Source organism: Limnobaculum xujianqingii (assembly GCF_013394855.1).
Lineage (GTDB): Bacteria > Pseudomonadota > Gammaproteobacteria > Enterobacterales > Enterobacteriaceae > Limnobaculum > Limnobaculum xujianqingii.
This window is the reverse complement of the sequence record NZ_JABMLK010000002.1, coordinates 1,293,910-1,319,545: the sequence shown is the minus strand read 5'-3', so window position 1 is coordinate 1,319,545 and position 25,636 is coordinate 1,293,910. Positions and strand designations below refer to the sequence as shown.

Annotated in this window: 20 protein-coding genes; 6 read left to right on the top strand and 14 right to left on the bottom strand. The window is 47.0% G+C overall.

What is annotated here, in order from left to right; genetic code table 11:
* Positions 1 to 8: 8 nt before the first annotated feature.
* A complete protein-coding gene (gene metR, locus GOL65_RS20085) occupies positions 9 to 905 on the top strand; it encodes an HTH-type transcriptional regulator MetR (RefSeq protein ID WP_140921418.1) in 897 nt (298 codons plus the stop codon).
* A 1-nt stretch (position 906) separates the two neighbouring features.
* Here the strand turns inward: metR and GOL65_RS20080 are convergent, their stop codons facing one another.
* Positions 907 to 1,782 carry a carboxylate/amino acid/amine transporter gene (locus tag GOL65_RS20080; protein WP_140921417.1) on the bottom strand — a complete coding sequence of 292 codons (876 nt, stop codon included), beginning with the start codon at positions 1,780 to 1,782 and terminating at the stop codon, positions 907 to 909.
* Between the two features lie 234 nt (positions 1,783 to 2,016).
* Between GOL65_RS20080 and GOL65_RS20075 the strand changes: the two genes are divergently transcribed.
* The gene (locus GOL65_RS20075) at positions 2,017 to 2,763 is read left to right on the top strand and encodes an SAM-dependent methyltransferase (RefSeq protein ID WP_140921416.1); all 747 of its coding nucleotides are present in this window, start codon (positions 2,017 to 2,019) and stop codon (positions 2,761 to 2,763) included.
* A 133-nt stretch (positions 2,764 to 2,896) separates the two neighbouring features.
* Positions 2,897 to 5,179, top strand: coding sequence for a zinc/cadmium/mercury/lead-transporting ATPase (locus GOL65_RS20070; RefSeq protein ID WP_140921415.1), 2,283 nt, complete (start codon positions 2,897 to 2,899; stop codon positions 5,177 to 5,179).
* A gap of 210 nt (positions 5,180 to 5,389) precedes the next feature.
* Here GOL65_RS20070 and edd read toward each other — a convergent pair whose 3' ends face one another.
* Positions 5,390 to 7,201: a phosphogluconate dehydratase gene (gene edd / locus GOL65_RS20065; protein ID WP_140921414.1), complete on the bottom strand. Its 1,812-nt coding sequence runs from the start codon at positions 7,199 to 7,201 to the stop codon at positions 5,390 to 5,392.
* A gap of 787 nt (positions 7,202 to 7,988) precedes the next feature.
* On the opposite strand from edd, the gene gntR reads away from it, so the two are divergent.
* The gene (gene gntR / locus GOL65_RS20060; protein ID WP_140921413.1) at positions 7,989 to 8,984 is read left to right on the top strand and encodes a gluconate operon transcriptional repressor GntR; all 996 of its coding nucleotides are present in this window, start codon (positions 7,989 to 7,991) and stop codon (positions 8,982 to 8,984) included.
* Positions 8,985 to 8,990: 6 nt separating this feature from the next.
* On the opposite strand, the gene GOL65_RS20055 is transcribed toward gntR, so the two are convergent.
* Entirely contained in the window at positions 8,991 to 9,515 is a 525-nt protein-coding gene (locus GOL65_RS20055; protein ID WP_140921412.1) for a gluconokinase, read from the bottom strand.
* 255 nt (positions 9,516 to 9,770) lie between these two features.
* Here GOL65_RS20055 and gntT point away from each other — a divergent pair, with 255 nt between their 5' ends.
* Complete coding sequence (gene gntT / locus GOL65_RS20050; RefSeq protein ID WP_130590128.1) at positions 9,771 to 11,105, top strand: gluconate transporter; 1,335 nt, start codon at positions 9,771 to 9,773, stop codon at positions 11,103 to 11,105.
* A gap of 316 nt (positions 11,106 to 11,421) precedes the next feature.
* On the opposite strand, the gene GOL65_RS20045 is transcribed toward gntT, so the two are convergent.
* The 4 genes from GOL65_RS20045 to recQ form a co-directional block, all read right to left on the bottom strand.
* Positions 11,422 to 12,525 carry a hypothetical protein gene (locus GOL65_RS20045; protein WP_140921411.1) on the bottom strand — a complete coding sequence of 368 codons (1,104 nt, stop codon included), beginning with the start codon at positions 12,523 to 12,525 and terminating at the stop codon, positions 11,422 to 11,424.
* 21 nt (positions 12,526 to 12,546) lie between these two features.
* Entirely contained in the window at positions 12,547 to 13,179 is a 633-nt protein-coding gene (rhtC, locus tag GOL65_RS20040) for a threonine export protein RhtC (protein WP_140921410.1), read from the bottom strand.
* Positions 13,180 to 13,305: 126 nt separating this feature from the next.
* Complete coding sequence (locus GOL65_RS20035; protein WP_140921409.1) at positions 13,306 to 14,427, bottom strand: polysaccharide deacetylase family protein; 1,122 nt, start codon at positions 14,425 to 14,427, stop codon at positions 13,306 to 13,308.
* A 10-nt stretch (positions 14,428 to 14,437) separates the two neighbouring features.
* The gene (recQ, locus tag GOL65_RS20030; protein ID WP_140921408.1) at positions 14,438 to 16,267 is read right to left on the bottom strand and encodes an ATP-dependent DNA helicase RecQ; all 1,830 of its coding nucleotides are present in this window, start codon (positions 16,265 to 16,267) and stop codon (positions 14,438 to 14,440) included.
* A gap of 351 nt (positions 16,268 to 16,618) precedes the next feature.
* Between recQ and rarD the strand changes: the two genes are divergently transcribed.
* Positions 16,619 to 17,506: an EamA family transporter RarD gene (rarD, locus tag GOL65_RS20025; protein WP_140921407.1), complete on the top strand. Its 888-nt coding sequence runs from the start codon at positions 16,619 to 16,621 to the stop codon at positions 17,504 to 17,506.
* Here the strand turns inward: rarD and GOL65_RS20020 are convergent.
* From GOL65_RS20020 to dapF, 7 genes are all read right to left on the bottom strand, one after another.
* Positions 17,503 to 18,564, bottom strand: coding sequence for an AbrB family transcriptional regulator (locus GOL65_RS20020; protein ID WP_140921406.1), 1,062 nt, complete (start codon positions 18,562 to 18,564; stop codon positions 17,503 to 17,505). The two genes, rarD and GOL65_RS20020, sit on opposite strands and share 4 nt — an antisense overlap.
* A 127-nt stretch (positions 18,565 to 18,691) precedes the next feature.
* Positions 18,692 to 19,642, bottom strand: a complete 951-nt coding sequence (gene corA / locus GOL65_RS20015) for a magnesium/cobalt transporter CorA (protein ID WP_140921405.1) — start codon at positions 19,640 to 19,642, stop codon at positions 18,692 to 18,694.
* 574 nt (positions 19,643 to 20,216) lie between these two features.
* Positions 20,217 to 22,379 carry a DNA helicase II gene (uvrD, locus tag GOL65_RS20010; RefSeq protein WP_140921404.1) on the bottom strand — a complete coding sequence of 721 codons (2,163 nt, stop codon included), beginning with the start codon at positions 22,377 to 22,379 and terminating at the stop codon, positions 20,217 to 20,219.
* A 43-nt stretch (positions 22,380 to 22,422) separates the two neighbouring features.
* Positions 22,423 to 23,139: a 5-amino-6-(5-phospho-D-ribitylamino)uracil phosphatase YigB gene (yigB, locus tag GOL65_RS20005; protein ID WP_140921403.1), complete on the bottom strand. Its 717-nt coding sequence runs from the start codon at positions 23,137 to 23,139 to the stop codon at positions 22,423 to 22,425.
* Positions 23,139 to 24,065 carry a tyrosine recombinase XerC gene (gene xerC / locus GOL65_RS20000; RefSeq protein WP_140921402.1) on the bottom strand — a complete coding sequence of 309 codons (927 nt, stop codon included), beginning with the start codon at positions 24,063 to 24,065 and terminating at the stop codon, positions 23,139 to 23,141. Before xerC ends, yigB begins: the two co-directional genes overlap by 1 nt.
* Positions 24,062 to 24,778, bottom strand: a complete 717-nt coding sequence (locus GOL65_RS19995; RefSeq protein ID WP_140921401.1) for a DUF484 domain-containing protein — start codon at positions 24,776 to 24,778, stop codon at positions 24,062 to 24,064. Before GOL65_RS19995 ends, xerC begins: the two co-directional genes overlap by 4 nt.
* Positions 24,775 to 25,599, bottom strand: a complete 825-nt coding sequence (gene dapF, locus GOL65_RS19990) for a diaminopimelate epimerase (RefSeq protein ID WP_140921400.1) — start codon at positions 25,597 to 25,599, stop codon at positions 24,775 to 24,777. Before dapF ends, GOL65_RS19995 begins: the two co-directional genes overlap by 4 nt.
* Between the last annotated feature and the right edge of the window lie 37 nt (positions 25,600 to 25,636).

Below are 25,636 nucleotides of genomic sequence, written 5' to 3'. Positions count from 1 at the left end.
AAATATTCATGATCGAGTTAAAACATCTACGAACACTGCAGGCTTTACGTCAGGGTGGCTCTCTGGCCAGCGCAGCAACTCAACTTTACTTAACACAATCGGCCCTTTCTCATCAGTTGAACGAAATTGAACAACGTCTTGGCTATCGTCTTTATCTGCGAAAAAGTCAGCCGATTCGCTTTACGCCACAGGGGGATATTTTATTAGAACTGGCAGATCGGGTATTACCGCAAATTCAGCAGGCGCTACAAAGTTGTAGTGCTCCACCTAAAAATACTCTCCGTCTGGCTATTGAGTGTCACAGCTGTATTCAGTGGCTAACCCCGGCACTCAATTCGTTTCGCCAGATTTATCCTGAAGTTCAGATGGATTTTAAAGCAGGAGTGACCTTTGACCCTCAGCCTGAGCTGCAACAAGGTGAGTTAGATTTGGTGATGACATCTGATATTTTGCCGCGCAGTGGCTTGCACTATTCAACGTTGTTTGATTTTGAAGTTCGTCTGGTGCTGGCCCCGGAACACCCATTAGCCCTTCAGCAGCAAATTACGCCTGAAAATCTGGCTGATGAAACATTGCTAATCTACCCGGTTCAGCGTCAGCGCTTAGATGTCTGGAAACACTTTCTACAGCCGGCTGGTATCTCTCCGGCGTTAAAGAGCGTGGACAATACCATGTTGTTGATTCAGATGGTGTCGGCTCAAATGGGAATTGCTGCCCTTCCACACTGGGTGGTTGAGAATGCCGAAAAACAGGGATTGGTAGTAACGAAACCCTTAGCAGAAGGGCTATGGCGCAGGCTATATGCCGCTGTTCGTGATGGAGAGCAACATCAACCGGCGGTAAAAGCGTTTATTGATATTGCTCATCAGCATGGCGGTAGCCTGCCCTTTGTCAGACTGGCGTGATTCAGGCGGACTTTTTGACCGTAACAGCGTTAGGAACCACCCACCACTTATGCACCAGCAGGGACGCTACAATAATTCCACCACCAATAATTAATCTGACCCAGTTAACATCGTGCTGCCATAGGGCAAAGTTCACCACCAACCCTGCCGGAATAAGCGCATTATTCATAATAGCCAACGTACCGGCATCCACCTGCGTTGCACCATAGTTCCACATAAAGAAGCCTAATCCGGAAGCGCCAATACCCAACCAGATCAGAATGCCCCATTGTAAATGGGTAGTCGGTAGTTTTCCCGAATTACCAAATATAAACCACGCTACCACGGCAACGCACAGCGCACCCAAATAGAACCACGAGAAAGCATTCCGCTGCGGCATTGGGTAGATTTCCATCAGTCGCTTGTATCCAACCTGACCAATAGCAAAACAGATATTGGCACCCTGAATACAGATTAATCCCAACCAAAATTGACTGCTCAACTGATCGTAACGAATGACTGCTGCACCCACTACCGCCAGTAATGCACTCAACAAATAGCCAACTCGCAGACGATTACCTGCCATCAGGTCATAAATCAACGTGACATAAACAGGGGTCAAAATAGTGAACAGTAAAACTTCCGGTACGCTGAGATAGAGAAAAGACTGGTAATAGAACAGATACATAATACCGAGCTGAAAAGCACCAACGGTCATATACAATGATGCCTGCTTCAAACTTACCTGACGTAAACGTAGAAAAGGTAAGAAGACTAAAAAGGCCAGCGCCACTCGCATTAAAACCGCAAACCAGGTATCCACCTGCCCCGATAAATAAACGCCAATTAAACTAAAAGAGAATGCCCACAGAACTGTGGTTGCAATCAATAATGGCATGCTTTATTTACCTTTGTTTGTATCGTTAAAGGACGCCAAGTATAGGTTATCGCTGTTTTTGATACCAAACATATTTACTTTACATCTGATTATTATATGAGCAATTATTAAATATGAATTCAGACTTAATGACCGAACGCTAAAGTGATGACCTGATATTTACAACGCTTGTTCATTATAGCCACTAAGGTTACATTTCAGTGATTAAGTTACTTAATAAAAGGAATTTCCGCATTGGATATCCCACGTATTTTTACTATTACTGAAAGTGCTCACCGCATCCATAACCCATTCACACCAGAAAAATTTGCCACTCTCGGCGCAGCATTGCGTCTGGAACAGGGAACTTCAGTGCTCGACCTCGGCAGTGGTTCAGGAGAGATGTTATGTACCTGGGCACGGGACTATGGAATCACGGGTGTCGGTATTGATATGAGCCAGCTGTTTTCTGCACAAGCAAAACGCCGTGCGGAAGAACTTGGCGTCGTCGATCATGTAGAATTTATCCACAATGATGCTGCCGGTTATGTTGCCAATAAAAAGGTCGATATAGCTGCCTGTATCGGCGCCACATGGATTGCCGGTGGAGTTGCTGGCACTATCGAGCTTCTGTCGAAAAGCCTCAATGCTGGCGGGATTATCCTGATTGGTGAACCCTACTGGCGCCAGTTACCACCAACGGAAGAGATTGCCAAAGCATGCTTTGCCAGTTCTGCCTCCGACTTTCTTATCTTACCAGAACTTATTGCGTCGTTTGGCGACCTCAACTACGACGTTGTGGAAATGGTTCTGGCCGATCAGCAAGGTTGGGACAGGTACGAAGCAGCTAAATGGCTGACTATGCGCCGCTGGCTGGAGGCAAACCCTGATGACGAAATGGCAAAAGAGATTCGGGATATGCTAACTCAGGAGCCAAAACGTTACGCTACCTATACGCGTGAGTATCTTGGATGGGGCGTATTCGCACTGATGGCACGATAATGTGAGGCTGTATTACGGTATCTAAAACACTCTCACCATACAGCCTAAAATATATCATTTTCACCCATTGACTCTGGAGTAGACTCTAAGGTGTAGAGTAACTCCATTAAACAATGGGTGAAGGTATATATTTATGAACAATCACAGCCATAACAATCACATACCATCAGATAAGGCACATGATCATGCCTCATCGGATAAACATCATCATGAGCATGACCATCAGCAGGAAAACAGCTGTAGTCAATCGAGCTGTTGTTCACAAGATAAAACAGAAACCTTAGCCACCCTCTCCAGCGGAAGTACACGTCTGACATGGCAAGTATTTGGCATGGATTGCCCAAGCTGCGCTAAAAAGGTAGAAACCGCGGTAAGCCAGGTAGCGGGCGTTGAACATGCCAAAATCCTGTTTGCCACAGAAAAGCTAGTGGTTGATACCAAAGAAACTCAGGATATTGCACCGCGTATTGAACAGGCCGTCAAAAAAGCCGGTTACTCATTAAGTTCGGGAGCCAACGCCACACCAGCAGCAAAACCGTCGGTCAAACAACAGCGGTTAAAAGAGTATGGCCCGCCGGTCATTATGGCTACGCTGATCTTACTCAGTTGGTTATTAGAATTATTTTCACCAACTTACGGTCGTATCGCCTTTACCATTACCACCATTATTGGTCTGATCCCAATTGGCTTGCAGACCATTCGACTGACCCGTAGCGGAACGCCTTTTGCTATAGAAACACTGATGAGCATTTCCGCTATTGGCGCCCTGTTTATTGGTGCAACGGAAGAAGCGGCCATGGTGTTAATGCTGTTTATGATTGGTGAGTTACTGGAATCATATGCAGCAAACCGCGCTCGCCAGGGGGTATCTGCACTGATGGCGCTGCTACCGGAAGAAGCAGTCAGACTCAGCAAAGATGGAACCAGAGAAATAGTTGCCGCTGCCAGCCTGATTCCGGGAGATATTATTGAAATCGCCCCCGGAACCCGGCTACCTGTCGATGCAGAATTACAGGCCGCCAGCGCCAGCTTTGATGAAAGTGCATTAACCGGCGAATCTATTCCGGTAGAGCGTTTGCGGGGCGAAAAAGTCGCGGCAGGCAGCCTGGCCGTTGATAGCGTAATGCAGCTAAAAGTACTGTCTGAGCCGGGCAATAACGCCATCGACAGAATTCTGACGCTGATTGAAGAAGCGGAAGAACGTCGGGCACCCATTGAACGATTTATCGATCGTTTCAGCCGCTACTACACGCCAGCCATTATGCTGTTTGCACTGTTAGTGGTCATTGTTCCACCGCTGATGTTTGCCCAGCCTTGGGAAACCTGGATTTATCGCGGCCTGACACTGCTGTTAATTGGTTGCCCTTGCGCATTAGTGATTTCCACTCCTGCGGCAATTACTTCGGCTCTGGCAGCGGCGACTCGCCGTGGGGCTCTGATTAAAGGCGGTGCTGCACTGGAACAATTAGGAACCATCAGCCAAATCGCTTTTGATAAAACCGGTACCCTGACAGAAGGCAAACCAATGGTAACGGATATCATCCCTGTGAATGAGATGACCGAAGCTCAGCTGTTAGGTTTATCTGCCGCGGTAGAGTCTGGCTCTCACCATCCTCTGGCACAGGCCATTATTCGTAAAACCGAAGAGAATGGTATCACCTATGCTCAGGCGGAAAATCGCCGGGCAATTGCTGGAGTTGGTGTTCAGGGTAACGTAGATAATGAAACTATTCTGATCAGCTCTCCATCCAAGCTGACACAAAATGAACTGTCTGCTGAGCAGCAGCAACAAATTACCCAACTGGAAGAACAAGGGAAAACCGTAGTGGTTACCCTTAAATCCAATCAAGTTATCGGGTTATTAGCATTGCGCGATACGCTACGGGCAGATGCCAAACAGGCTCTGGCAGCCTTAAAACAGATTGGTGTGAATGGCGTAATGCTGACAGGTGATAATCCACGTGCTGCCGCGGCTATCGCCCACGAACTCAATATTGAATATGAAGCGAGTCTGTTGCCGGAAGACAAAGTCACCGCCGTTATCACCCTGAATAAAGAGCAACCAACGGCAATGGTGGGAGATGGTATTAACGACGCACCCGCGATGAAATCATCCACCATTGGTATAGCCATGGGTGGCGGCACCGATGTGGCGCTAGAAACCGCAGATGCCGCACTAACCCATAACCGACTGATTGGCCTGACAGATATGATTGTCCTTTCCCGGGCCACTCGTAAGATTATTCGTCAAAATATAACTATCGCACTTGGTCTGAAAGCCATCTTCCTGGTCACCAGCCTGATCGGCTTAACCGGCCTGTGGCTAGCCGTTCTGGCCGACTCCGGCGCCACCGCACTGGTCACCGCCAACTCGCTAAGATTACTGCGGAAAAGAAAGGAAGAGACGGAAGGTTAACGAGCCTTTTAGAAGAGTTAATCGTTGGGAGAGGCCACTGTTGGGGTCGACTTGGCGTAAGCCAACGAAGCGCCCCTAAGTGGACTAGGCCCAACGCTCTCCAATGCTAAGTACAGACGGTCTTCCGGCCGAGCACAATGACAATATAAATACATAGTCCTTTCGGCCGGAATAATCTCTAAAGCCAATTTGATTAATCTTGTAATCACTTTAAAGTTTGAAGCAACTCGCTCCTTCCTCTGCCCCCGAAATCTGCGCTCTCAGCGCCGAAAACAGTTCCCGTCCCATACCTACATGCGAATCAGAAAGGTCCGGCTGGACAACTTCGCGCCCCGCCAGCTCTGCTTCATCTACCAACAGATTGATTTGTCCGGTAGTGCCATCAACTTGAATCAGGTCACCATCCCGTACTTTAGCCAGCAAGCCACCAACATAAGCTTCAGGAGTAATATGAATCGCTGCCGGAACTTTACCGGAAGCGCCGGACAGGCGACCATCCGTCACCAGCGCAACTTTATAACCGCGATCCATTAATACACCCAGCGGTGGCATCAGTTTATGTAATTCCGGCATACCAATAGCTTTTGGCCCCTGAAAACGCACCACCACAATACAATCGCGATCTAACTTACCGGCATCAAATGCAGCATCAATATCATACTGACTTTCAAATACCACCGCCGGAGCAGTAATCACCTGACGGTCTTCAGGCACAGCAGAAGTTTTCATTACTGCCCGACCTAAATTACCGGACAGCACTTTAGTACCACCGTGCTTAACAAACGGCGCTTCTAACGTAGAAATAACTTCCGGGTCCAGTGACGCATGAGGATCATCACGATAAACCAATTCACCATTCTCAAGGAATGGTTCCTGAGTGTAGCGATGTAAACCAAAACCGGCGACTGTATGCACATCTTCATGTAACAACCCGCCTTTCAGCAATTCACGAACCAGCAGCGAAACACCACCCGCAGCCTGAAAATAGTTAATATCTCCCGGTCCGTTAGGATAGATGCGACACAATAATGGAACCACTTCCGACAGTTCAGAGAAATCGTCCCAGGTAATAGTAATACCCGCGGCCTTCGCCATCGCCACCAAATGCATGGTGTGATTGGTTGAACCACCCGTCGCCAATAACGCAACAATACCGTTAACCACCACTTTCTCATCAACTAAACGACCAACCGGCAGATAATCACCGGAAGACTCGGTCATGCGCGTTACCTGACGCGCTGCCGCTTCAGTCAGAACATCACGTAATGGAATATCCGGATAGACAAAAGAGGAACCGGGTAAATGCAAACCCATCACTTCCAAAACCATCTGGTTCGAGTTTGCTGTGCCGTAGAAAGTACAGGTACCGGCGGAGTGATAAGAGTTAGCTTCCGATTCTAGTAATGCATCTCGCCCTACTTTGCCCTCGACATAGAGTTGACGTACGCGTACTTTCTCTTTATTTGAAGCACCGGTGCGCATAGGACCAGCAGGTACAAACACTGACGGCAAATGACCAAATGACATGGCGGCAATAAATAATCCCGGTACGATTTTGTCACAAACCCCCAGATATAGCGCGCCATCAAACATATTGTGAGACAGGCCAATAGCCGCGGACATAGCAATTAAATCACGGCTTAACAGAGAGAGCTCCATGCCGTCTTGCCCTTGCGTCACACCATCACACATAGCAGGTACACCACCGGCAACCTGACCAACAGCGCCTACAGCATGGAGAGCATTCTTGATACGTTCAGGATAATGTTCATACGGCTGGTGAGCAGAAAGCATATCGTTGTAAGAGGTAATAATCCCGATATTGCTTTTCACCATATTTTTTAAAGAGGATTTATCATCTGACGAGCAGGCGGCAAAACCATGGGCAAGATTACCGCATGAGAGTTGTGAACGGTGTACAGTTTTAGTTTTAGCCGCATCGATTCTGGCCAGATAACGGGTTCTGTCAGCTTGAGAACGAGCAATGATTTTCTGAGTAACGCGTTCAACAGTAGGGTTCATGCGGTATCCTCACTTCCTGTTCAAGTGTATAAATAGTGATATTCAAAAAATAACGCTATTACATGCCGAAGAGAAATAAGCTGAACACCCAATTAAACGAATAATGCTTATTGCCAATCAATGACCAATAGCGCTATGACTATTAATTTAAATCTTAAATAAGCAGTAAATTATTTGAATAATAGAAAATAAATTATTGCTGCTTATTTAAAAGCTAAACAGGCTAACTTCATGACCAGTCAAATCTATTTTTCACTCGTGATTATCGCTGTTTACTCACCTCGCTATACCACTTTAGCTACACTACAGTATCACTATATACTCAAATGATACCGGTAACAATGCCTTTTTTACTCTAACTTTACTCGATTCAGCTTAAGCTCAGGATATTTTTGTGACGAAAATCACATTTATCTCAAAGATGTTATCTGACAGGAAAATCGGGTTTGAGAGAGAGGCATGGTATTTCGCTGGAAATAATGAATTATCATTTACTACCAAACAATAGAAACACTTTTATTTAACATTCAGACAGAGTAAATATAATCAAATAATAATAAATATTATTATTCAAAATAAAAATTAAGCCCACATAAGGTAAATAGTATATTATCCATGCTGTAATTAATTCATGTTATATCGGGAAGTGATAAGCAATCTAAACGTACCTGATAATATCGTGGGTAAAGCTATTAATTGATATGCTGAAATCGTTACGGGCATATGCGCCCTGCGTTTTCTTTGTTAAACTAAACCCTTGGTGGTTTACTATTTTAATCAGTTGAAAATGAAGAAAAAAAGACCCGGACTTCAGGATGTAGCTAATCAGGTTGGCGTGACCAAAATGACCATCAGCCGTTATTTGCGCGATCCATCGCAAGTTTCAGCCACATTGCGCGGAAAAATCGCCGTAGCACTGGATGAATTAGGCTACATTCCAAACCGGGCTCCAGAAATTCTTTCCAACGCCACCAGCAGAGCCATTGGCGTATTACTGCCTTCATTAACCAACCAGGTTTTTGCCGAAGTTCTACGCGGTATTGAAAGCGTAACGGATTCTCACGGCTATCAAACGATGCTGGCGCACTATGGTTATCGACCAGAACGCGAAGAAATGCGTTTAACATCGCTGCTTTCTTACAATATCGACGGACTCATTCTTTCTGAACGAACTCACACCGAGCGGACGCGGAAAATGATCGAGGTGGCAGGCATTCCGGTCATCGAAATCATGGACAGCGCTTCTCCCTGCATCGATCTTGCCGTGGGCTTTAATAACCATGATGCCGCTTACCAGATGACCAAAGAGATTCTGCAAAACGGACATCTGCATACCGTCTACCTTGGCGCCCGGCAGGACGAACGTACCGTGATTAAAATGCAAGGGTATGAGCAGGCGATGCGTGAGTTTGGTCTGGAACCCCGCAGCGTATGTACCGATCGCTCGTCATCCTATAGCCTGGGCTGTGAGCTGTTGAAAGAAGCATTCCGGCGTTACCCTGAAACTGACAGCATATTCTGTACTAACGACGATATCGCTATTGGTGCTGCTTTTGAATGTCAGCGTTTAGGGCTACGTATCCCGGATGATATGGCAATTGCCGGTTTTCATGGTCATGACATTGGTCAGTCAATGGAGCCCAAACTTACCAGCGTATTAACTCCCCGCGAACAAATGGGGCAAGTGGCTGCTGAGAGACTTCTTGCCCGTTTACGGGGAGAGACCGTAACGCCAAAAATGCTTGATTTGGGCTTTAAGATACTGCACGGCGGCAGTATCTGATGGTTATCAGCGAAACTTAACGCCCGCTTCACGCAGCGCTTCGGTACCACGATTAACCACTTCATCGAAATCAGCGTCAATATCAATACATAATACGTCCGGCTCATCGGCGCCTGGTTCTTCCAGCGCGTCAAACTGAGTTTTTAACAGTTCGGTCGGCATATAGTGACCAGCACGTGCTTTCAGACGCTCGAGAATCACATCAAAGCTGCCTTTCATATAAAGGAACAGCATTTCTGGATTGCCTTCACGCAATTTATCGCGATAACGGCGTTTTAACGCGGAACATACAATGATACCAACTTCGTTTTTATGACGCAGGCTATATGCCGCATCATTTAGACGTTCTAACCATGGTGCGCGGTCGTCATCATTCAGAGGATTACCACCAGCCATTTTTTGGATATTGGCTTTTGGATGTAGATCGTCTCCATCAATGAATTTGGCACCTAACTTTCTGGCCACTGCCGCACCAACGCTGGACTTACCGCAGCCTGACACACCCATAAGAATTATGCTTTGTCCTGTCATAAGTTTGATCTCTATCTCAAAATGAACATTTAGGCCTTCACTATAGTTCCCTATGCTACCACGTTACCGGTATCATGATACCGGTAACAAACAAAGATGTGATAAATATCACAAAGAGAAAGCAAAGCAATAATCACAAATATTGCAGACAAAAAATAGAAATATGACGCCATCTTCTGGAAAAAAGTCATATTTCTATACTAACCTAAAATAGTCACAATTAGGTTTATACGGTACATACATCGGAGAATTATTATGCCATTAGTGATCGTAGTCATTGGCGTAGCCCTACTACTGCTACTGATGATCCGTTGCAAGTTGAACGGTTTCATTTCACTGATACTGGTTTCGCTGGTCGTTGGCCTGGCACTGGGTTACACAACTCAGGGCGCGTTCAACGTTAACGGCGTTATCGTTTCAATTAAAAATGGTGTCGGCGGGACGCTGGGAAGTTTAGCTTTAATCATGGGCTTTGGTGCCATGTTAGGCAAATTACTGGCAGACTGTGGCGGCGCTCAACGCATCGCAACTACCCTGATTGCAAAATTTGGTAGAGAGCGTATTCAGTGGGCTATCGTACTGACAGGTTTCGTTGTTGGCTTCGCTCTGTTCTACGAAGTCGGCTTCGTGCTGTTATTACCTTTAGTCTTTACTATCGCAGCATCAGCACGTATTCCTCTTCTGTTCATTGGTGTACCAATGGCAGCGGCGTTATCCGTAACCCATGCACTGTTACCACCACACCCGGGTCCAACAGCTATCGCCATTCTGTTTAAAGCAGATATGGGTAAAACCCTGCTGTTCGGTACTTTAATTGCCATCCCTACCGTTATTCTGGCTGGTCCGGTTTATGCTCGTTTCCTGAAAAGCATTGATAAACCTGTTCCGGAAGGTCTGCATAACCCTAAAGTGTTCACCGAAAGCGAAATGCCAAGCTTTGGCGTTAGCGTTGCAACCACATTAGTACCGGTTATTTTAATGGCTGGTCGTGCTGTTGCTGAAATGACACTGCCAAAAGGCCATGCGGTTCTGCCTTATGCAGAATTCCTTGGCGACCCGGTAATGGCAACCATGATTGCCGTATTAATCGCTATCTTCACCTTTGGTCTGAACCGCGGTCGTTCAATGGATCAGATTATGGATACTATTGGTGACTCCATCAAAATCATTGCCATGATGCTGATGATCATCGGTGGTGGCGGTGCCTTCAAACAGATTCTGGTTGATGGTGGCGTAGCAAAATATATCGAAACCCTGATGGCTGGCAGCACCCTGTCTCCGCTGTTAATGGGTTGGGCAATTGCCGCAGCGCTGCGTTTAGCTCTGGGTTCAGCAACCGTAGCGGCAATGACCGCTGGTGGTATCGTTGCACCTCTGCTAACCATCTCTGGTGTAAGCCCGGAACTGATGGTATTAGCCGTTGGTTCAGGTAGCGTAATCTTCTCTCACGTAAACGACCCTGGTTTCTGGCTGTTTAAAGAGTACTTCAACCTGACTATCGCTGAAACGCTGAAGTCATGGTCGGTACTGGAAACTATCATCTCTGTGTGTGGCCTGATTGGCTGTCTGCTTCTGAGCTCTGTTATCTAATTCAGATTAATAATTATCTGAATGATAAAAAGCCGGTCTGGATAACAGACCGGCTTTTTTAATTGCTGACAACCAAGCTCGATTTACCTCAATAAATATTCCGGCCGTAAAAACGATGTTGCTTATATCACCATTGTGCTCGGCCGGAAGACCATCTGTACTTGGCTTCAGTGCGTGTTGGGCCTGGCCGGGTTAGGGGCGCTTCGTTGGCTTACGCCAAGTCGACCCCAACACCCGTCCCTCCCAACAATTGGCTATCTTAAGGGACTAAACTGAACTATCAGACGTTGTTATCAAATTGTGCTTAGTTATACAGCTATGCGTTAAAAATCACTGCCGATAACCAAATCAGCCCTTTAACATCTTCTGAAGCGGCAACAGATCGTAAAAAACGATCCGCAGGCGTCACGCGATTCACTCTGGCATCCGCATATTTCATCAGGTCAATCTCCCCCTGTAGCGGCATAGTAACACCGCGTTTTGCCTGTTGAGTCAGCACTGTGGACGTTCCTTTATGGCTCCATGAATAATCAGGAAAAGAGCCTGCACCGTAGCGATCCAAAATGATATGCCCTATTTCATGGGCCGCTGTCATTTTAAAATTCAGCTCACAGAAGCGATTCAAGTTAGTCTGGCTGGTAATATGTTTACCGTAGAACCCCTGATTATAAAAAATTCGGCGAAACCCTTTCAGACTGGTAGAGCGACCAAAACGCTCAGACAGAGAACCAATTAATTTAAAGTCAGGCATACCGGGCTTAGTAAACCGATCGACTGCCACTGTTACATTAAATAGTCCCAGTTCAGTCTGAATATCATTACCAATACCACCAGCCCGATGACCATTTCGGGACCAGTAAAACTCAACACCTTCACAAGCCATCATGGCTAATATTGAGTAATCAGGACAGTGGAAATTACCTTCCCGTCCTCTGGTTCCACCGTCGGAGAAACTGAGGCGCACCAGTACATCAACCTGACGTTTTATTCGATCAACTCGCACATCTACCCAATAGACATGCTGTGCTTTTCCCTGAAATGGGCATTCAGCAGTAAAGAACTCCGAGGCATGAGAAGCAACCAGCCGCAGACGAAGATCGGAGCGCTTGAGAGTCTGTGTATCCAGAATTCCGGTATCACTATAACCATCCCAAAACCAGAAATGGCAACCGGGCGACAAGAAACGACGAGTATCCTGTTCACGATATATCAATTGATCGCCAGCCATAATCTCTAACGACAGAGAATCAGCAACGATACCATTGTTTTCAATACAGAAACCTACTTTCCCTTCACCAATTGTATTAGCCTGAGAGAAAGCAGGAATATTTAAAGGAGTAATAACCTGAGGATTAGCAAGCCTGATGCGATAGTCAGGTAAATCAGCCAAACTATCTCCCTGAGTGGTTAAGGTATGCATCAGGCTGATACCTTACTGAAATCAGTAAAAGCGAGAGGTAATCAGGTGCAAGCCAAAACCGGCAAACAACGTCCCGGCGATACCATCAATCCACTTGGCCGCGCGTTGATAACCACGGCGCATCACCGGTAGTGCAAAGATAAAGGCAACCAGAGTAAACCAAATTAACGTTTCGACTGCGATCAGTGCAAACAATCCCCAGCGAGTACTGCTGGCAATATCGTCGCCCACAAATACAGAAAACACACTACCGAAATAGACCAGCACTTTAGGGTTGGACAGATTGGTAAATAATCCCCGCAGGAAAGCGTGGCTATTGTGCGGAGCTTCTTCTGATTCAGCAGAAACATCATGTGACTGTGGCTGAGACTTGCTAAACGCAGATCGTAACAGACAGAACCCCATCCAGCACAAATAAGCACCACCACAAATAACAATCAGACTATGCAACCAGGACATCTGTTGTAGCAGAATATGAAGCCCTAATAACGCAACAGCGGCCCAAACCATAACACCGCTCATAATACCGATCGCGGCATACATTGCCTCACGTCGCGAGCGACTAACAGCCGTTTGCGACACGAAAAAGAAGTCGGGTCCCGGTGAAGCCAGCGCCACCAACTGGACCACCGCAACGGTTAAAAATAGCGTCATGGGAGTTCTCTTTAATCTTCAGAAAAATAGGATATTGGAATAACGAAAAATAGCAGTAGAGACAATCAATCATCTACTATTTAGCAAATCATTGTACTCTTCCGAGCCAAAGATAACAGTCAGGTTTTATTGAGTTTTAGTTATCTCACCGCGACGACAATCTTGCCAGGTAACACCTGCATTACGCGTCAGGGTATACAGATAATCAACTGAAGCAGGTGCCTTAGTATGTATGTCATGGAAAAGAATAATACCTTTGCGCCAGAGCAACATTAGCGTAAGAACGCGATCGCTGGCCTGTTGCGTATTAACTTTTTGGCTCCAGTCTTGAGAGTCAATATTCCACAGCACTACAGGTATCTGATATTGTTTGAAAAAAGCCCCGCTGTCAGCCCGGCGCTGACCATAAGGAGGACGGAAACTGGGTGAATAGCTATCAGGGATAGTTTTACTAATCAGATTTAAACTTTCCAGCACCGAATTTTGCCAATCAGCCCAAGTGGCATGGGATTTATGTTGCCAACCGTGGGAGCCAACACATTGCCCCTGATACAAATCCATCAGCTGTTCTTTTGACTGCTGTTGTAAACGACGCTGAAAACTTTCTCCCAAAACAAAGAAATAGGCATGTAATTGATGCTGATTAAGGGTATCCATAAGCCGATCTGTGTTTCCATTCTCCGGGCTGGGACCATCATCAAACGTTAAGACGAACTGGCGGTCAGCAAAGCCCTCTCCCGTCACTTCATTATCTGAGAAAGTCGAAATCTCACTGCTGGTTTTAGGGAACAGTGCAGCCAGTCGAAGTTGTTCCACCACATAGGTGCGATGAAAAGCTAGTCTTACCGGTGATACATTAGCCTGTTGAACTATCTGACGAAACTCGTCAACACTCAACGCCTTTACAATACGTCTCTCCATACCCTGTACAGAAGAGATGCTAGCTAGCTGGTAATTTCTGGTCAAACGCTGCCAAAAATGCTGACGTACCTTCTCCAGCGATTTAATATCAATTCGCTTAGCGGGCAAGGATAACGTGTCTGGCAGTTGCGCCTCAGGTATTGATTCACTTTCCAGCAGTGCTTTAGCAAACGCTAAAATCTCTAACTGAGAGGCTTTATCAAAGCTGGCGCTGTCAGTAATCCCTGCATCAGATAATTGGCTGCGATCGATAACAGCCATCGACTGAGGCCCCGCGGCCATCAGATTAAAACTGATTAACCCGATGAGCAAAATAAGTTTTTTCATGCAAACACCTTTAATCAGGACTAACTAAATGATCGCGGATTAGCGTCAGGAAGGCTTGACCAAAACGCTCCAACTTGCGGTAGCCGACACCATTAACTGACAGCAACTCACTTTCACGGGTTGGCTGTTGCTCCGCCATCTCCAGCAATGTTGCATCATTAAATACCACATAGGGCGGAATATTCTCTTCATCAGCAATAGATTTACGCAGCTTTCGTAATTTAGCGAATAGCTTGCGATCGTAATTACCGGCAAAGCTCTTAGTGGCTGCACTACTACGTGATTTGAGATTAAGTAGCCTTGGTACCGCCAGTTGCAATGGATGCTCTCCACGCAAAACGGGACGAGCGGCTTCGGTCAATTGAAGCGCAGAAAACTGAGCAATATTTTGTGTCAGAAGACCTAAATGGATCAGCTGGCGTAATACGCTAATCCAGTGTTCGTGGCTCTGATCTTTACCAATACCATATACCGGCAACTTATCATGACCAAATTCCCGAATTCGGGTATTGTTTGCACCACGTAAAATCTCAGCAATATAGCCAACACCAAAACGCTGACCTACCCGGTAAACGCAAGAAAGAGCCTTCTGTGCATTCACTAAACCATCATATTGTTTAGGTGGGTCGAGGCAAATATCGCAGTTACCACAAGCCTGCTGTTTGCTTTCACCAAAATAATTAAGCAACACCAAACGACGGCAGGTTTGCGCCTCAGCAAAAGCATTCATTGCATTTAACTTATGGCGTTCAATATCCTGTAATGCACCCTGTGGTTTTTCATCCAGACAGCGGCGCAGCCAGGCCATATCCGCCGGATCGTAAAACAGTACCGCTTCCGCCGGTAAACCATCACGGCCTGCCCGTCCGGTTTCCTGATAATAAGATTCAATATTACGGGGAATATCGAAATGCACGACAAACCGCACATTGGGCTTATTGATACCCATACCAAAGGCCACTGTCGCTACCACGATCTGCAAATCGTCACGCTGGAATGCTTCCTGCACCCGCTCCCGGCTGTCATTATCCATACCCGCATGGTAAGCAGCGACGCTAAGCCCCTTTGCTCTGAGCCTGTCGGCGGCATCTTCCACCTTTTTGCGGCTATTGCAGTAAATAATGCCGCTTTTGCCACGCTGATCCTGAACAAAACGTTGTAGCTGATCGGTTGGCTTAAATTTTTCTATCAGGGTATAGCGGATATTAGGGCGATCAAAACTGCTGATATGGATCAGAGGATCGCGTAAATCTAACAGGCGAATAATATCCTGACGCGTAGTTTCATCCGCCGTGGCGGTCAGAGCGATGAATGGCAGGTCAGGGAAATGTTGTCGTATAGAGCCAAGAGCGCGGTATTCAGGACGGAAATCATGCCCCCATTGAGAAATACAGTGGGCTTCATCAACCGCCAACAGTGTTGGATTCCAACCACTAAGTTGCTCGAGGAAGTTATCCATCATCAGCCGTTCAGGGGCAACATACAGCAGTTTAATCTGCCCGGAACGACAAGCAGAGATCACTTCATACTGTTGTTCACGAGTTTGGCTGGAGTTAAGGCAACCGGCAGATACGCCATTAGCACGAAGTTGATCGACCTGGTCTTTCATCAGGGAAATAAGCGGAGACACCACCAATGTCATACCATCCAGCAGCAACGCTGGTAACTGATAACATAATGATTTACCACCGCCGGTTGGCATCACGACCAGACAGTCGCGACCAGACACCGCCTCACGAACAATCTCCTGCTGCCCGGGACGAAACTGATGATAGCCAAAGGTGTCGCGTAATACCTGTGCGGCTAAAGGTTCTGTATTAATAACAACCGCAGTTGACACCTTAATCCCCTGTAACTTTTATTGGGGGGTATTTTAGGCTCATTCATGTCGTTTGTCGTCCCTCGAAAAGGGAAAAAGGACAGATAACTGATAAAAGGCAGGGTATCCCGCAATCTTTAATGCAAACAGGCTCTTTTCCTGCAAATTCTTCGATCTTTCCCGATCTTTATCCACATAATAAGAATGGTTATTATCGATAGAGTGCATATTATCCCATCCGATATTAATGGAGTATTTCCCGGTATTTAATACCTGTTTATCCTATAACTTGTGTTAATTTCAGACATAAAGAAGCGCTAAAATGAAGTACACTGGCAAATTCTATTTTGAGTGTTCAGTACAAGGTATTTCATGGAATCGCAGCAGACTCGTCAGGGTGTTTTATTCGCTTTAGCCGCTTACTTTATCTGGGGTATCGCCCCGGCCTATTTTAAGCTAATCGATTACGTGCCTGCCAATGAGATACTGACCCATCGAATTATCTGGTCATTTTTCTTTATGATATTGCTGATTAGCGTTAGTCGGCAATGGAATACTGTACGTCAGGCCTGTCGTAATAAAACTAAATTACTGTTACTGGCGGTTAGCGCAATATTAATTGGTAGTAACTGGCTGACATTTATCTGGGCAGTGAATAATCATCATATGCTGGAAGCCAGCATGGGATATTTTATTAACCCATTGGTTAACGTGTTGCTTGGCATGTTATTTCTTAGCGAACGTTTTCGCCGTATGCAATGGGTTGCAGTAGCGTTGGCCTTTAGCGGCGTTGCTATCCAGCTGTGGCAGTTTGGTTCTATTCCTTATATCAGCCTGATACTGGCTTTTACTTTTGGCCTGTATGCGTTGGTACGTAAAAAAATTGGCGTAGACTCACAAACCGGTATGTTAATTGAGACGCTGTGGCTGCTGCCAATCGCGGCGATCTATCTGTTCTTTATTGCAGATACCACAACCAGCCATCTTAGCCAAAATACTATGTCATTGAATTTATTGTTGGTTGCTGCGGGCGTTGTCACTACTGTTCCTCTGTTGTTCTTTACCGCTGCGGCAACTAAGTTGCGTCTGTCCACGCTGGGCTTTTTCCAGTACATTGGCCCAACAATGATGTTCGTACTGGCGACAGTATTTTACGGTGAAACCATTGGTAAAGATAAGCTGATTACATTCGGCTTTATTTGGGTGGCACTGATTATCTTTGTGTTTGATGCCCTGTATTACCAACGCAAATTACGTTAATTTTCAGCCTTTCTTGGCGCATGGCGAGAGATAAATTTCGCCATCGCCGGGCCCGTCATCAAAATACTGAATAATCTCAGTGTCTGCATCGCCATGACAAAAGACATATCCACTCCGCTACCGGCAGCAATAATTGCCACGGTATCTAAACCACCAGGGCTGGTTGCCAGATAGGCGGTCAGGAAATCCATATCCAATACTTTGGTCAACGCCAGTGCCATTAATGCGCACAGTGACATCAGTGCCAGTATCGAGATAACAATTTGTGGTAGTGTTCTTAACGCCAGCAGAAAAACCGCCCGATTGAAACGTAAACCAACACTCCAGCCGATAAAAGCATAAGCCATCGCCAGCAGCCATTCGGGCAATTGAATGGTCAATACATCACCCGCATGCAGTCCTGCACCAATCAACATCGGAAACAGCATGGTACCTGAGGGAAAACGCAAACGACGCCCTAACCAACCGGCAATAACGGCCAGCGCCAGCGTGGCGGCAAAATCCCAATCCAGCGGAGGAAACCATATCAACTCCTGTACCACACTTTTTGCTTCTCCTCCCATAGCAATACGTACCACCAGTGCAGCCGAACCAGCGACAAACAATACCCGCAGATATTGCATAAAAGCCACCAGCCGAACATCAGCACCATACTCTTCCGACATGGCAACCATCGCCGCTGCACCGCCCGGTGATGATCCCCAGGCTCCGGTGGTACCCGGCAGGCTGCTAAAGCGAACTAACAACCAGCCTGACATACCACTGGCAAACAGCGTTGCCAACAGAATAGAAAGAACAATAGGCCAGTTTGCCGCCAGAGATACCAAAATGGATGAAGAGAGATTTTGAGCAATCATGCAGCCAAGAATGGCCTGAGAAGAGATAAAGAAGCGGTTATCAATGCGTACCGTTGCGCCACAGAGGCTCATGGTTACTCCAACCACCATCGGTCCAAGTAACATCGCTGCCGGAATGTGAAAATGCAGCATCACCAGCGATAACAACAAAGAGAGAATTAACAATATGACCCATTGGAAAATGGGAGAGCGTTCTGCCACGGTTACACATCCTGATAACTAACGCAGCGGAGACTGGGCCAGCAAGGGCATTACCGCTGATTGATATAAAATGTTTATAGCACACTCTATACCAATCAAGCGTTAAATCTTTGACGGAAACGGGGTATCAGAGCCAATTACGGCGCTTAAAGTAGAGATAAGGCGCTAACGCCGCACAAACCATCAGACCAATTGCCGCCGGGTAACCGAATGACCAATCCAGCTCAGGCATAAACTTAAAGTTCATACCATAGCTTGATGCCACCAGCGTTGGCGGCAGGAACACTACGGATACCACCGAGAAGATCTTGATGATGCGGCTTTGTTCGATATTGATAAAGCCCATCGCGGCCTGCATCAGGAAGTTAACCTTCTGAAACAGGGATTCATTGTGAGGCAACAGAGATTCGATATCTCGCAATACTTCACGCGCCTGATCTAATTGATTACCTGGTAACCGCGCTTTGCGCACCAGGAAATTTAATGCCCGCTGGCTATCCATCAAACACAGTCGTACTTTCCAGCCGGTATCTTCCAGCTCAGCCAGTGTAGACAGCGCTTCGTCATAACCATCACCAGGGTGCCCTTCCATAATAATTCGGCTCAGGGCTTCCAGATCGCTGTAAATATTTTCGATTTCATCAGCTAACTGTTCAATTTTAGTCTCGAACAGATCTAACAGCAGCTCATAAGCATTACCATCGATCATCGCCCGATTACGGGCACGCATCCGATAAAGACGGAAAGCAGGAAGATCGCGCTCACGTAGCGTAAACAAACGACCATCCCGAATGGTAAATGCTACGGTGGCGTTGCCACCACGGTCTTCGGCATCTTCGTAATAGAAGAAGGAGTGAATATGCAGGCCATCTTCATCTTCAAAGAAACGAGCCGATGCTTCGATGTCGTCCAGTTCCGGGCGAGTTGCCAGTGACTGACCCAGCTCTTCCTGAACGCGTTCCCGTTCTTCATCCTCTGGTTCCACCAGATCGACCCATACAGACGAGGCCAGATTATCACCCTCGTCCAACTCTAAACGAGATAAGCGGCAATGATTTAGTTGAAATGCGCTTAGCATAGCGTCATCCCTCTTTTACAGTGGAGATACAGACAACGCATTGAACAATCTGACATGCTGGCAAAAGCCATATCAATCAGACCTAGATTAGATCCAGCTCATTAGCGACGGGAATATATAAGAGGTCGCTGACAACCACGAAGGCTATCAGCAAATAGGGATAGCCTTAGAAGTTGAACTTAATTAAAAGATCATTGAGCCAGTATCGACTGGGAATGTCCAAAGCTGTTGCCCCCATAGGAAAATAGTGCGCGCATGTTACGCCTTCGGGAAAAACTCTGTCAACCATTGGAAAGTATTTATTGTTTATTTTCGCACCGAAAATAGCAGGTATAACAGGCACAGCCAGCATTTCCTCTATTAATTCATTATTTTTTCTGGATTTTACAGTTTAAACCAAGCTCTGAAATCAACAGAAAGGCTCAACCGGTGGTAACAACGAGAGCTGGTCAATTTTATGACCAAAAACATCGGGGGTAGTGGGCAGTCAGGAACACAAAACTCATATTCCAGTAAATTGATGGCTATGCTAAAAAGTTAATCGTCGGGCCGTGCCCGACGATCTCAGAATGAATTACAGAACTTCCAGTCTGGCATAAGAGGCCACCAGCCACTTAATGCCTTCTCCCTGAAACGCAATTTGTAATCGGGCATGCTCACCACTGCCTTCAAGATTGATGATCGTGCCTTCACCAAACTTAGGATGACGAACTCGTTGGCCCAGCTTATATCCGCTATCATTCTGGCTTATTGGTGTTCCCATTCGGCTATGGCTTACCGGGCGCGATACGCTGGCCCGCAGACGAACCTCTTCAATACAATCTTCCGGCAGCTCACCCACAAAACGTGATGGGCGGTGATAAACCTCTTTACCATATAAGCGACGGGTTTCAGCGTAGGTCAGGGTTAGCTTTTGCATGGCTCGTGTTACACCAACATAGGCCAAACGACGCTCCTCTTCCAGCCTGCCGCCTTCATCCAACGACATTTGGCTGGGGAACATCCCCTCTTCCATACCAACGATAAATACCTGAAGGAACTCCAGACCTTTGGCTGAATGCAGAGTCATTAACTGTACCGCATCCTGATAGGCGTCCGCCTGCCCTTCTCCCGCTTCCAGCGCCGCATGGGATAAGAATGCCTGTAGCGGCGTCAAATCCATATCTTCATCCTGAAAGCTGAACTGACGGGTTGCTGTCACCAGTTCTTCCAGGTTTTCTACGCGAGCCTGACCCTTTTCGCCTTTTTCCTGCTCATACATCTGACGCAGGCCCGAATCACGGATTACCCGATCGGTTTGTACATGCAGAGGCAATTCGCTGGTTTCACGGCCCAGCGCTTCAATTAATTCAATAAAACGTTGAATAGCCCCGGCAGCCCGACCGGCCAGTACCTTTTCCTGTAGCAAAGCAATGGATGCTTGCCATAGCGTAACCTGACGGTCACGGGCGGCATGGCGGATAACGTCCAGAGAGCGATCGCCAATGCCGCGCGTTGGGGTGTTTACCACTCGCTCAAATGCAGCATCGTCATTTTGATTGGCAATTAAGCGTAAATAGGCCAGAGAATCTTTAATTTCCTGCCGTTCAAAGAATCGCATGCCACCGTATATCCGATAGGGCATCGATGCCTGTATTAGCGCCTCTTCCAACACCCGCGATTGGGCGTTGCTGCGATACAGAATGGCACAATCAGTTAAAGCACCTCCGCCGTCCTGAAACGTTTTAATACGGCTGACCACAAAACGGGCCTCATCCAGCTCATTAAACGCGCAGTAAAGGGAAATGGGTTCCCCTTGCTCGCCATCAGTCCACAGCTCTTTACCCAAACGACCATCGTTATTGGCAATCAGGGCGTTAGCCGCTTTCAAAATATTGCTGGTTGAACGGTAATTTTGTTCCAGACGAACGGTTTGTGCCCCCGGAAAATCATCCAGAAAACGCTGAATATTCTCTACCTGCGCACCGCGCCAGCCATAAATCGATTGATCGTCATCGCCGACAATCATTACTTTAGCGCTGTCACCGGCCAACATACGTATCCATGCGTACTGAATACGGTTGGTATCCTGAAATTCGTCTACCAGAATATTGGTGAAACGTTCACGGTAATGGTTCAGAATTTGAGGCTTGTGTAACCATAGTTCATGGGCACGTAACAGAATCTCGGCAAAATCCACCAGACCGGCCCGATCGCAGGCTTCCTGATAGGCCTGATAAATACGCAACCAGGTTCCTTCTGTTACATTGCCATAAGTATCAATATGCTGTGGGCGTAGGCCATCATCTTTTTTATTATTGATATACCACATGGCCTGACGAGGAACCCACTGCTTTTCATCCAGATTTATTGCCCGGATAATTCGCTTTAATAATCGCAGTTGATCTTCGCTGTCCAGAATCTGGAAATCCTGCGGCAAATTAGCCTCAAGATGATGTGCCCGTAAAAGGCGATGCGCGAGACCGTGGAAGGTTCCAATCCACATGCCACCCTGACTAGTCCCTATCAGCTGTTCGATGCGATGGCGCATCTCTGCGGCGGCTTTATTGGTAAAGGTTACCGCCATGATGGAATAGGGAGAACAATGCTCAACTGACAGCAACCAGGCAATACGATGCACTAATACACGAGTTTTCCCACTACCTGCTCCGGCAAGCACCAACATGTTGGTCCGGGGAGCGGCGATAGCTTCGCGCTGTTTATCATTTAAGTTTTCTAGCAGGTAGGAAACGTCCATTATTAGGCCATATACTGTTAATTTATACAGATGAATGGATAGATTATATCAATCGACACAACGATTCCAACCGGGAAATTTCAATATGAGGTAATAAACAGCCGGTTGGTTCATGCATAATGTTTCTTTCGCGATCGTTAATCCAGCATGCCTGAAGGCCATGGCGTATTGCCCCGGCAACGTCAGTAATCAAATCATCCCCGACATGCAAAATAGTTTCTGGTGCTAATTTAAGCTGCCGGGCGGCATTCAGATACATATCGCCAAACGGCTTTGCCCGGCCATCCGGCCCGGCGCGTAACACCAGTTGAAAATAATCACTCAGACCGAACATATGCGGATTTGCATTACCGTTAGTGACGGCGACTAATGGATACTGTGTAGCCAGCAGGCTCAATGTGGTGTGGGTGGATTCGGGTACATCAATACGGCTACGCCAGTAACTAAAATGTTCCATGGTGACTTCTGCCCCTTGTCGGGCATCATTATCGCTATAACCATGAACCTGTAATGTGGTCTCAAATGCCCGGCGGCGCCATTCGCTGACATCGTGATAGATATCAGGTTCCTGCTCCAACAATTGGTGGCGAATTCGATTAAATCCTTCACGGCTTAAGTCAGCAACCTGGGGAAACTGTTGCTGCATAAAGCTCACAACTTCACGTTCAGTGCGCTCAATAACCGGGCGATTATCATACAGCGTATCATCAAGATCGAAGGTCAGTGCTTTGATCGGTCCCAGTGGTCGATAAAAATGCATCAGGATTTCCCTCTCTTGGCGCGTGGATGAGCAGCATCGTATACCGAGCTTAAATGCTGAAAATCCAAATGGGTATAGATTTGGGTTGTGGAGAGGTTAGCATGTCCCAGCAGCTCTTGCACGGCTCGCAGGTCTCCACTGGACTCTAACATATGAGTAGCAAAAGAGTGCCGCAGCTTATGCGGATGAACATGGCTATTCACCCCCTGCTTAACGCCCCATTCAGCAAAACGCTTTTCCACATTACGCGCTGAAATTCGGTTGCCGTGTTTTGAGACAAACAGCGCATCATCATCCGGTGCATAAAACTCACGCATAGGTAGCCAGCGATTGAGCCAGGTTACTGCCATTCTTCCGATAGGTAATTTACGCTCTTTACTGCCTTTACCCACCACCCGAATTTCTCCGGACTCCAGATTTACCTGACGGCAATCTAAACCAACCAACTCAGACAGACGCAGACCTGCGCCATACATCAGCTCTAACATGGTGCGATCTCTGACGGCCAGAGGATCGTTTAAGTCGATATCCAGCAGATGATTCACTTCATCCACATCCATGTTTTTCGGTAGATGACGCCCTTTACGTGGCGTTGAAATTCCTTTCGCCGGATTGGCGGTGATTTGCCCCTGACCAATCATCCAGTCCAGAAAACTGCGCAGGGCGGAGAGCCGAAGCGCCAGGCTGGCAGACTCCAGGCCAGAACGTTTGCTGCGCGTGACCAGCATCCTTACACCCGCAGCATCCAGTCGAGTCCAGTCCGTCAATCCAATATCAACCAATAAAGCAATAAGCGCCGCCAGCTGCCGCTGGTAGCTTTTTAGAGTATAGGGACTGAGCTGGCGCTCGACCCGCAGGTAACGCAGAAAACTATCGACGGGATTCTGTAAAGATGAGCAACCTAATTCATCATGATGTTCTGTCATACCGGCTCTATCCATCGGGATAACAGACCGGGCAGAATCAGGCTGAGCTGATCGAGTATCAGTGTACCCATGCCTTGCTGGTAATGCTGAGGATCGCGGCTGGTAAATATCACCATACCTAAATCCCCTCTTTTTCCTAACAGGGATAACGCAACCGAACCGACCATTTTAGCCTCAGGCATTAACAACAGAATTTCCGGGCCATTCAGTGGACCTAAATATTGATTACGGCTACCCAGCCGCTGAATGCGCATCGATTCAAATGACTGGCGAGGCAGGGAAAGATGGGTGAAATCCGAAGGAGCACCCAGATGCCATTTCTCATTAAACAGACGAATGGTGGCATCTACCAGCCCCAGAGAACGGGCCCATTGCCGTAAGCGATCTAATAAATCTTGCAGGCTATCGGCCTGCACCAGCTGGCATTGCAGATTAATCAGTCGGGTAAACAGAATCTCATTGGTGGTTGCCTGCTCCATCAATAACGTAATCTCTTCTTCTAACTGTTCAATATGATTACGCTGGCGGCCCATTTGCCATTCAACTAACGAGATGCTGTCTCGCACCGGGTGAGGAACCCGCATTTGCTCAATTTGTCGGGCATTACGGATAAAAAAATCAGGATTGTTCAACAGATACTGACTGACCATGTCATCGGTAAGGCTGACTGGCGGAGTCTCCGAGGTTGATCCCTTTTTTTTACGCTGGCTCATAGGTGAATAAACCCATCATAAACATGTGAAGCAGGCCCTACCATATACAGCGGATGCCCCGGACCTTTCCAGCTTATCTGTAAACTTCCGCCGGGAAGTTCAACTTTCACATTTTCGTCAAGCACACCCTGCATAATACCCACAGCAACAGCAGCACAAGCGCCACTGCCACAGGCTTGGGTTTCGCCGGCTCCGCGCTCATAGACTCTCAAACGAATGCTTCCGCGATGAATGACCTGCATAAAACCAATATTAGCACGCTCAGGAAAACGCTCATGGCTTTCTAACAAGGGGCCTAACTCTTCCACATTGGCTGTTTCCACGTTATCCACCTGTAAAACGCAATGTGGGTTACCCATCGACACTACACCACACAGCACCGTGTGTTCAGCGGCACGAAAAATGTAGGTTTTCTCCATTTTTGCCGCACGAAAAGGCACATGGGATGGGTCAAAATCAGGCTCGCCCATATTAACGGTAACCAGATCGTCTTCACTGACCGAGAGCGTCATACGACCATTTTGCGTACTGACCCGAATATCCCGCTTATTGGTCAATCCTTTCAGACGAACAAAGCGAGCGAAGCAGCGGGCACCATTACCACATTGAGCAACTTCACTGCCATCAGCGTTAAATATCCGGTAATGAAAATCTAAATCAGGATCGTAAGGCGCCTCAACCACCAACAACTGGTCGAAACCAACGCCATAATGGCGATCCGCCAGACGGCGAATGAGCTCTGGTGAAAAATAGACGTTTTGTGTCACCGCATCGACAACCATAAAATCGTTGCCCAAGCCATGCATTTTAGAGAATTGCATTTCATACCCCACTTTCGACGACCTTATATCTTACTGA

Excerpts from the sequence above, each read along its gene's own strand:
- GOL65_RS20035 (WP_140921409.1), bottom strand. The coding sequence starts at position 14,427 with ATGAAAAAACTTATTTTGCTCATCGGGTTAATCAGTTTTAATCTGATG.
- GOL65_RS20080 (WP_140921417.1), bottom strand. The coding sequence starts at position 1,782 with ATGCCATTATTGATTGCAACCACAGTTCTGTGGGCATTCTCTTTTAGT.
- GOL65_RS19995 (WP_140921401.1), bottom strand. The coding sequence starts at position 24,778 with ATGAGCCAGCGTAAAAAAAAGGGATCAACCTCGGAGACTCCGCCAGTC.
- yigB (WP_140921403.1), bottom strand. The coding sequence starts at position 23,139 with ATGCATTTTTATCGACCACTGGGACCGATCAAAGCACTGACCTTCGAT.
- rarD (WP_140921407.1), top strand. The coding sequence starts at position 16,619 with ATGGAATCGCAGCAGACTCGTCAGGGTGTTTTATTCGCTTTAGCCGCT.
- uvrD (WP_140921404.1), bottom strand. The coding sequence starts at position 22,379 with ATGGACGTTTCCTACCTGCTAGAAAACTTAAATGATAAACAGCGCGAA.
- metR (WP_140921418.1), top strand. The coding sequence starts at position 9 with ATGATCGAGTTAAAACATCTACGAACACTGCAGGCTTTACGTCAGGGT.
- gntT (WP_130590128.1), top strand. The coding sequence starts at position 9,771 with ATGCCATTAGTGATCGTAGTCATTGGCGTAGCCCTACTACTGCTACTG.
- corA (WP_140921405.1), bottom strand. The coding sequence starts at position 19,642 with ATGCTAAGCGCATTTCAACTAAATCATTGCCGCTTATCTCGTTTAGAG.
- xerC (WP_140921402.1), bottom strand. The coding sequence starts at position 24,065 with ATGACAGAACATCATGATGAATTAGGTTGCTCATCTTTACAGAATCCC.
- rhtC (WP_140921410.1), bottom strand. The coding sequence starts at position 13,179 with ATGACGCTATTTTTAACCGTTGCGGTGGTCCAGTTGGTGGCGCTGGCT.
- gntR (WP_140921413.1), top strand. The coding sequence starts at position 7,989 with ATGAAGAAAAAAAGACCCGGACTTCAGGATGTAGCTAATCAGGTTGGC.
- edd (WP_140921414.1), bottom strand. The coding sequence starts at position 7,201 with ATGAACCCTACTGTTGAACGCGTTACTCAGAAAATCATTGCTCGTTCT.
- dapF (WP_140921400.1), bottom strand. The coding sequence starts at position 25,599 with ATGCAATTCTCTAAAATGCATGGCTTGGGCAACGATTTTATGGTTGTC.
- GOL65_RS20045 (WP_140921411.1), bottom strand. The coding sequence starts at position 12,525 with ATGCATACCTTAACCACTCAGGGAGATAGTTTGGCTGATTTACCTGAC.
- GOL65_RS20070 (WP_140921415.1), top strand. The coding sequence starts at position 2,897 with ATGAACAATCACAGCCATAACAATCACATACCATCAGATAAGGCACAT.
- GOL65_RS20055 (WP_140921412.1), bottom strand. The coding sequence starts at position 9,515 with ATGACAGGACAAAGCATAATTCTTATGGGTGTGTCAGGCTGCGGTAAG.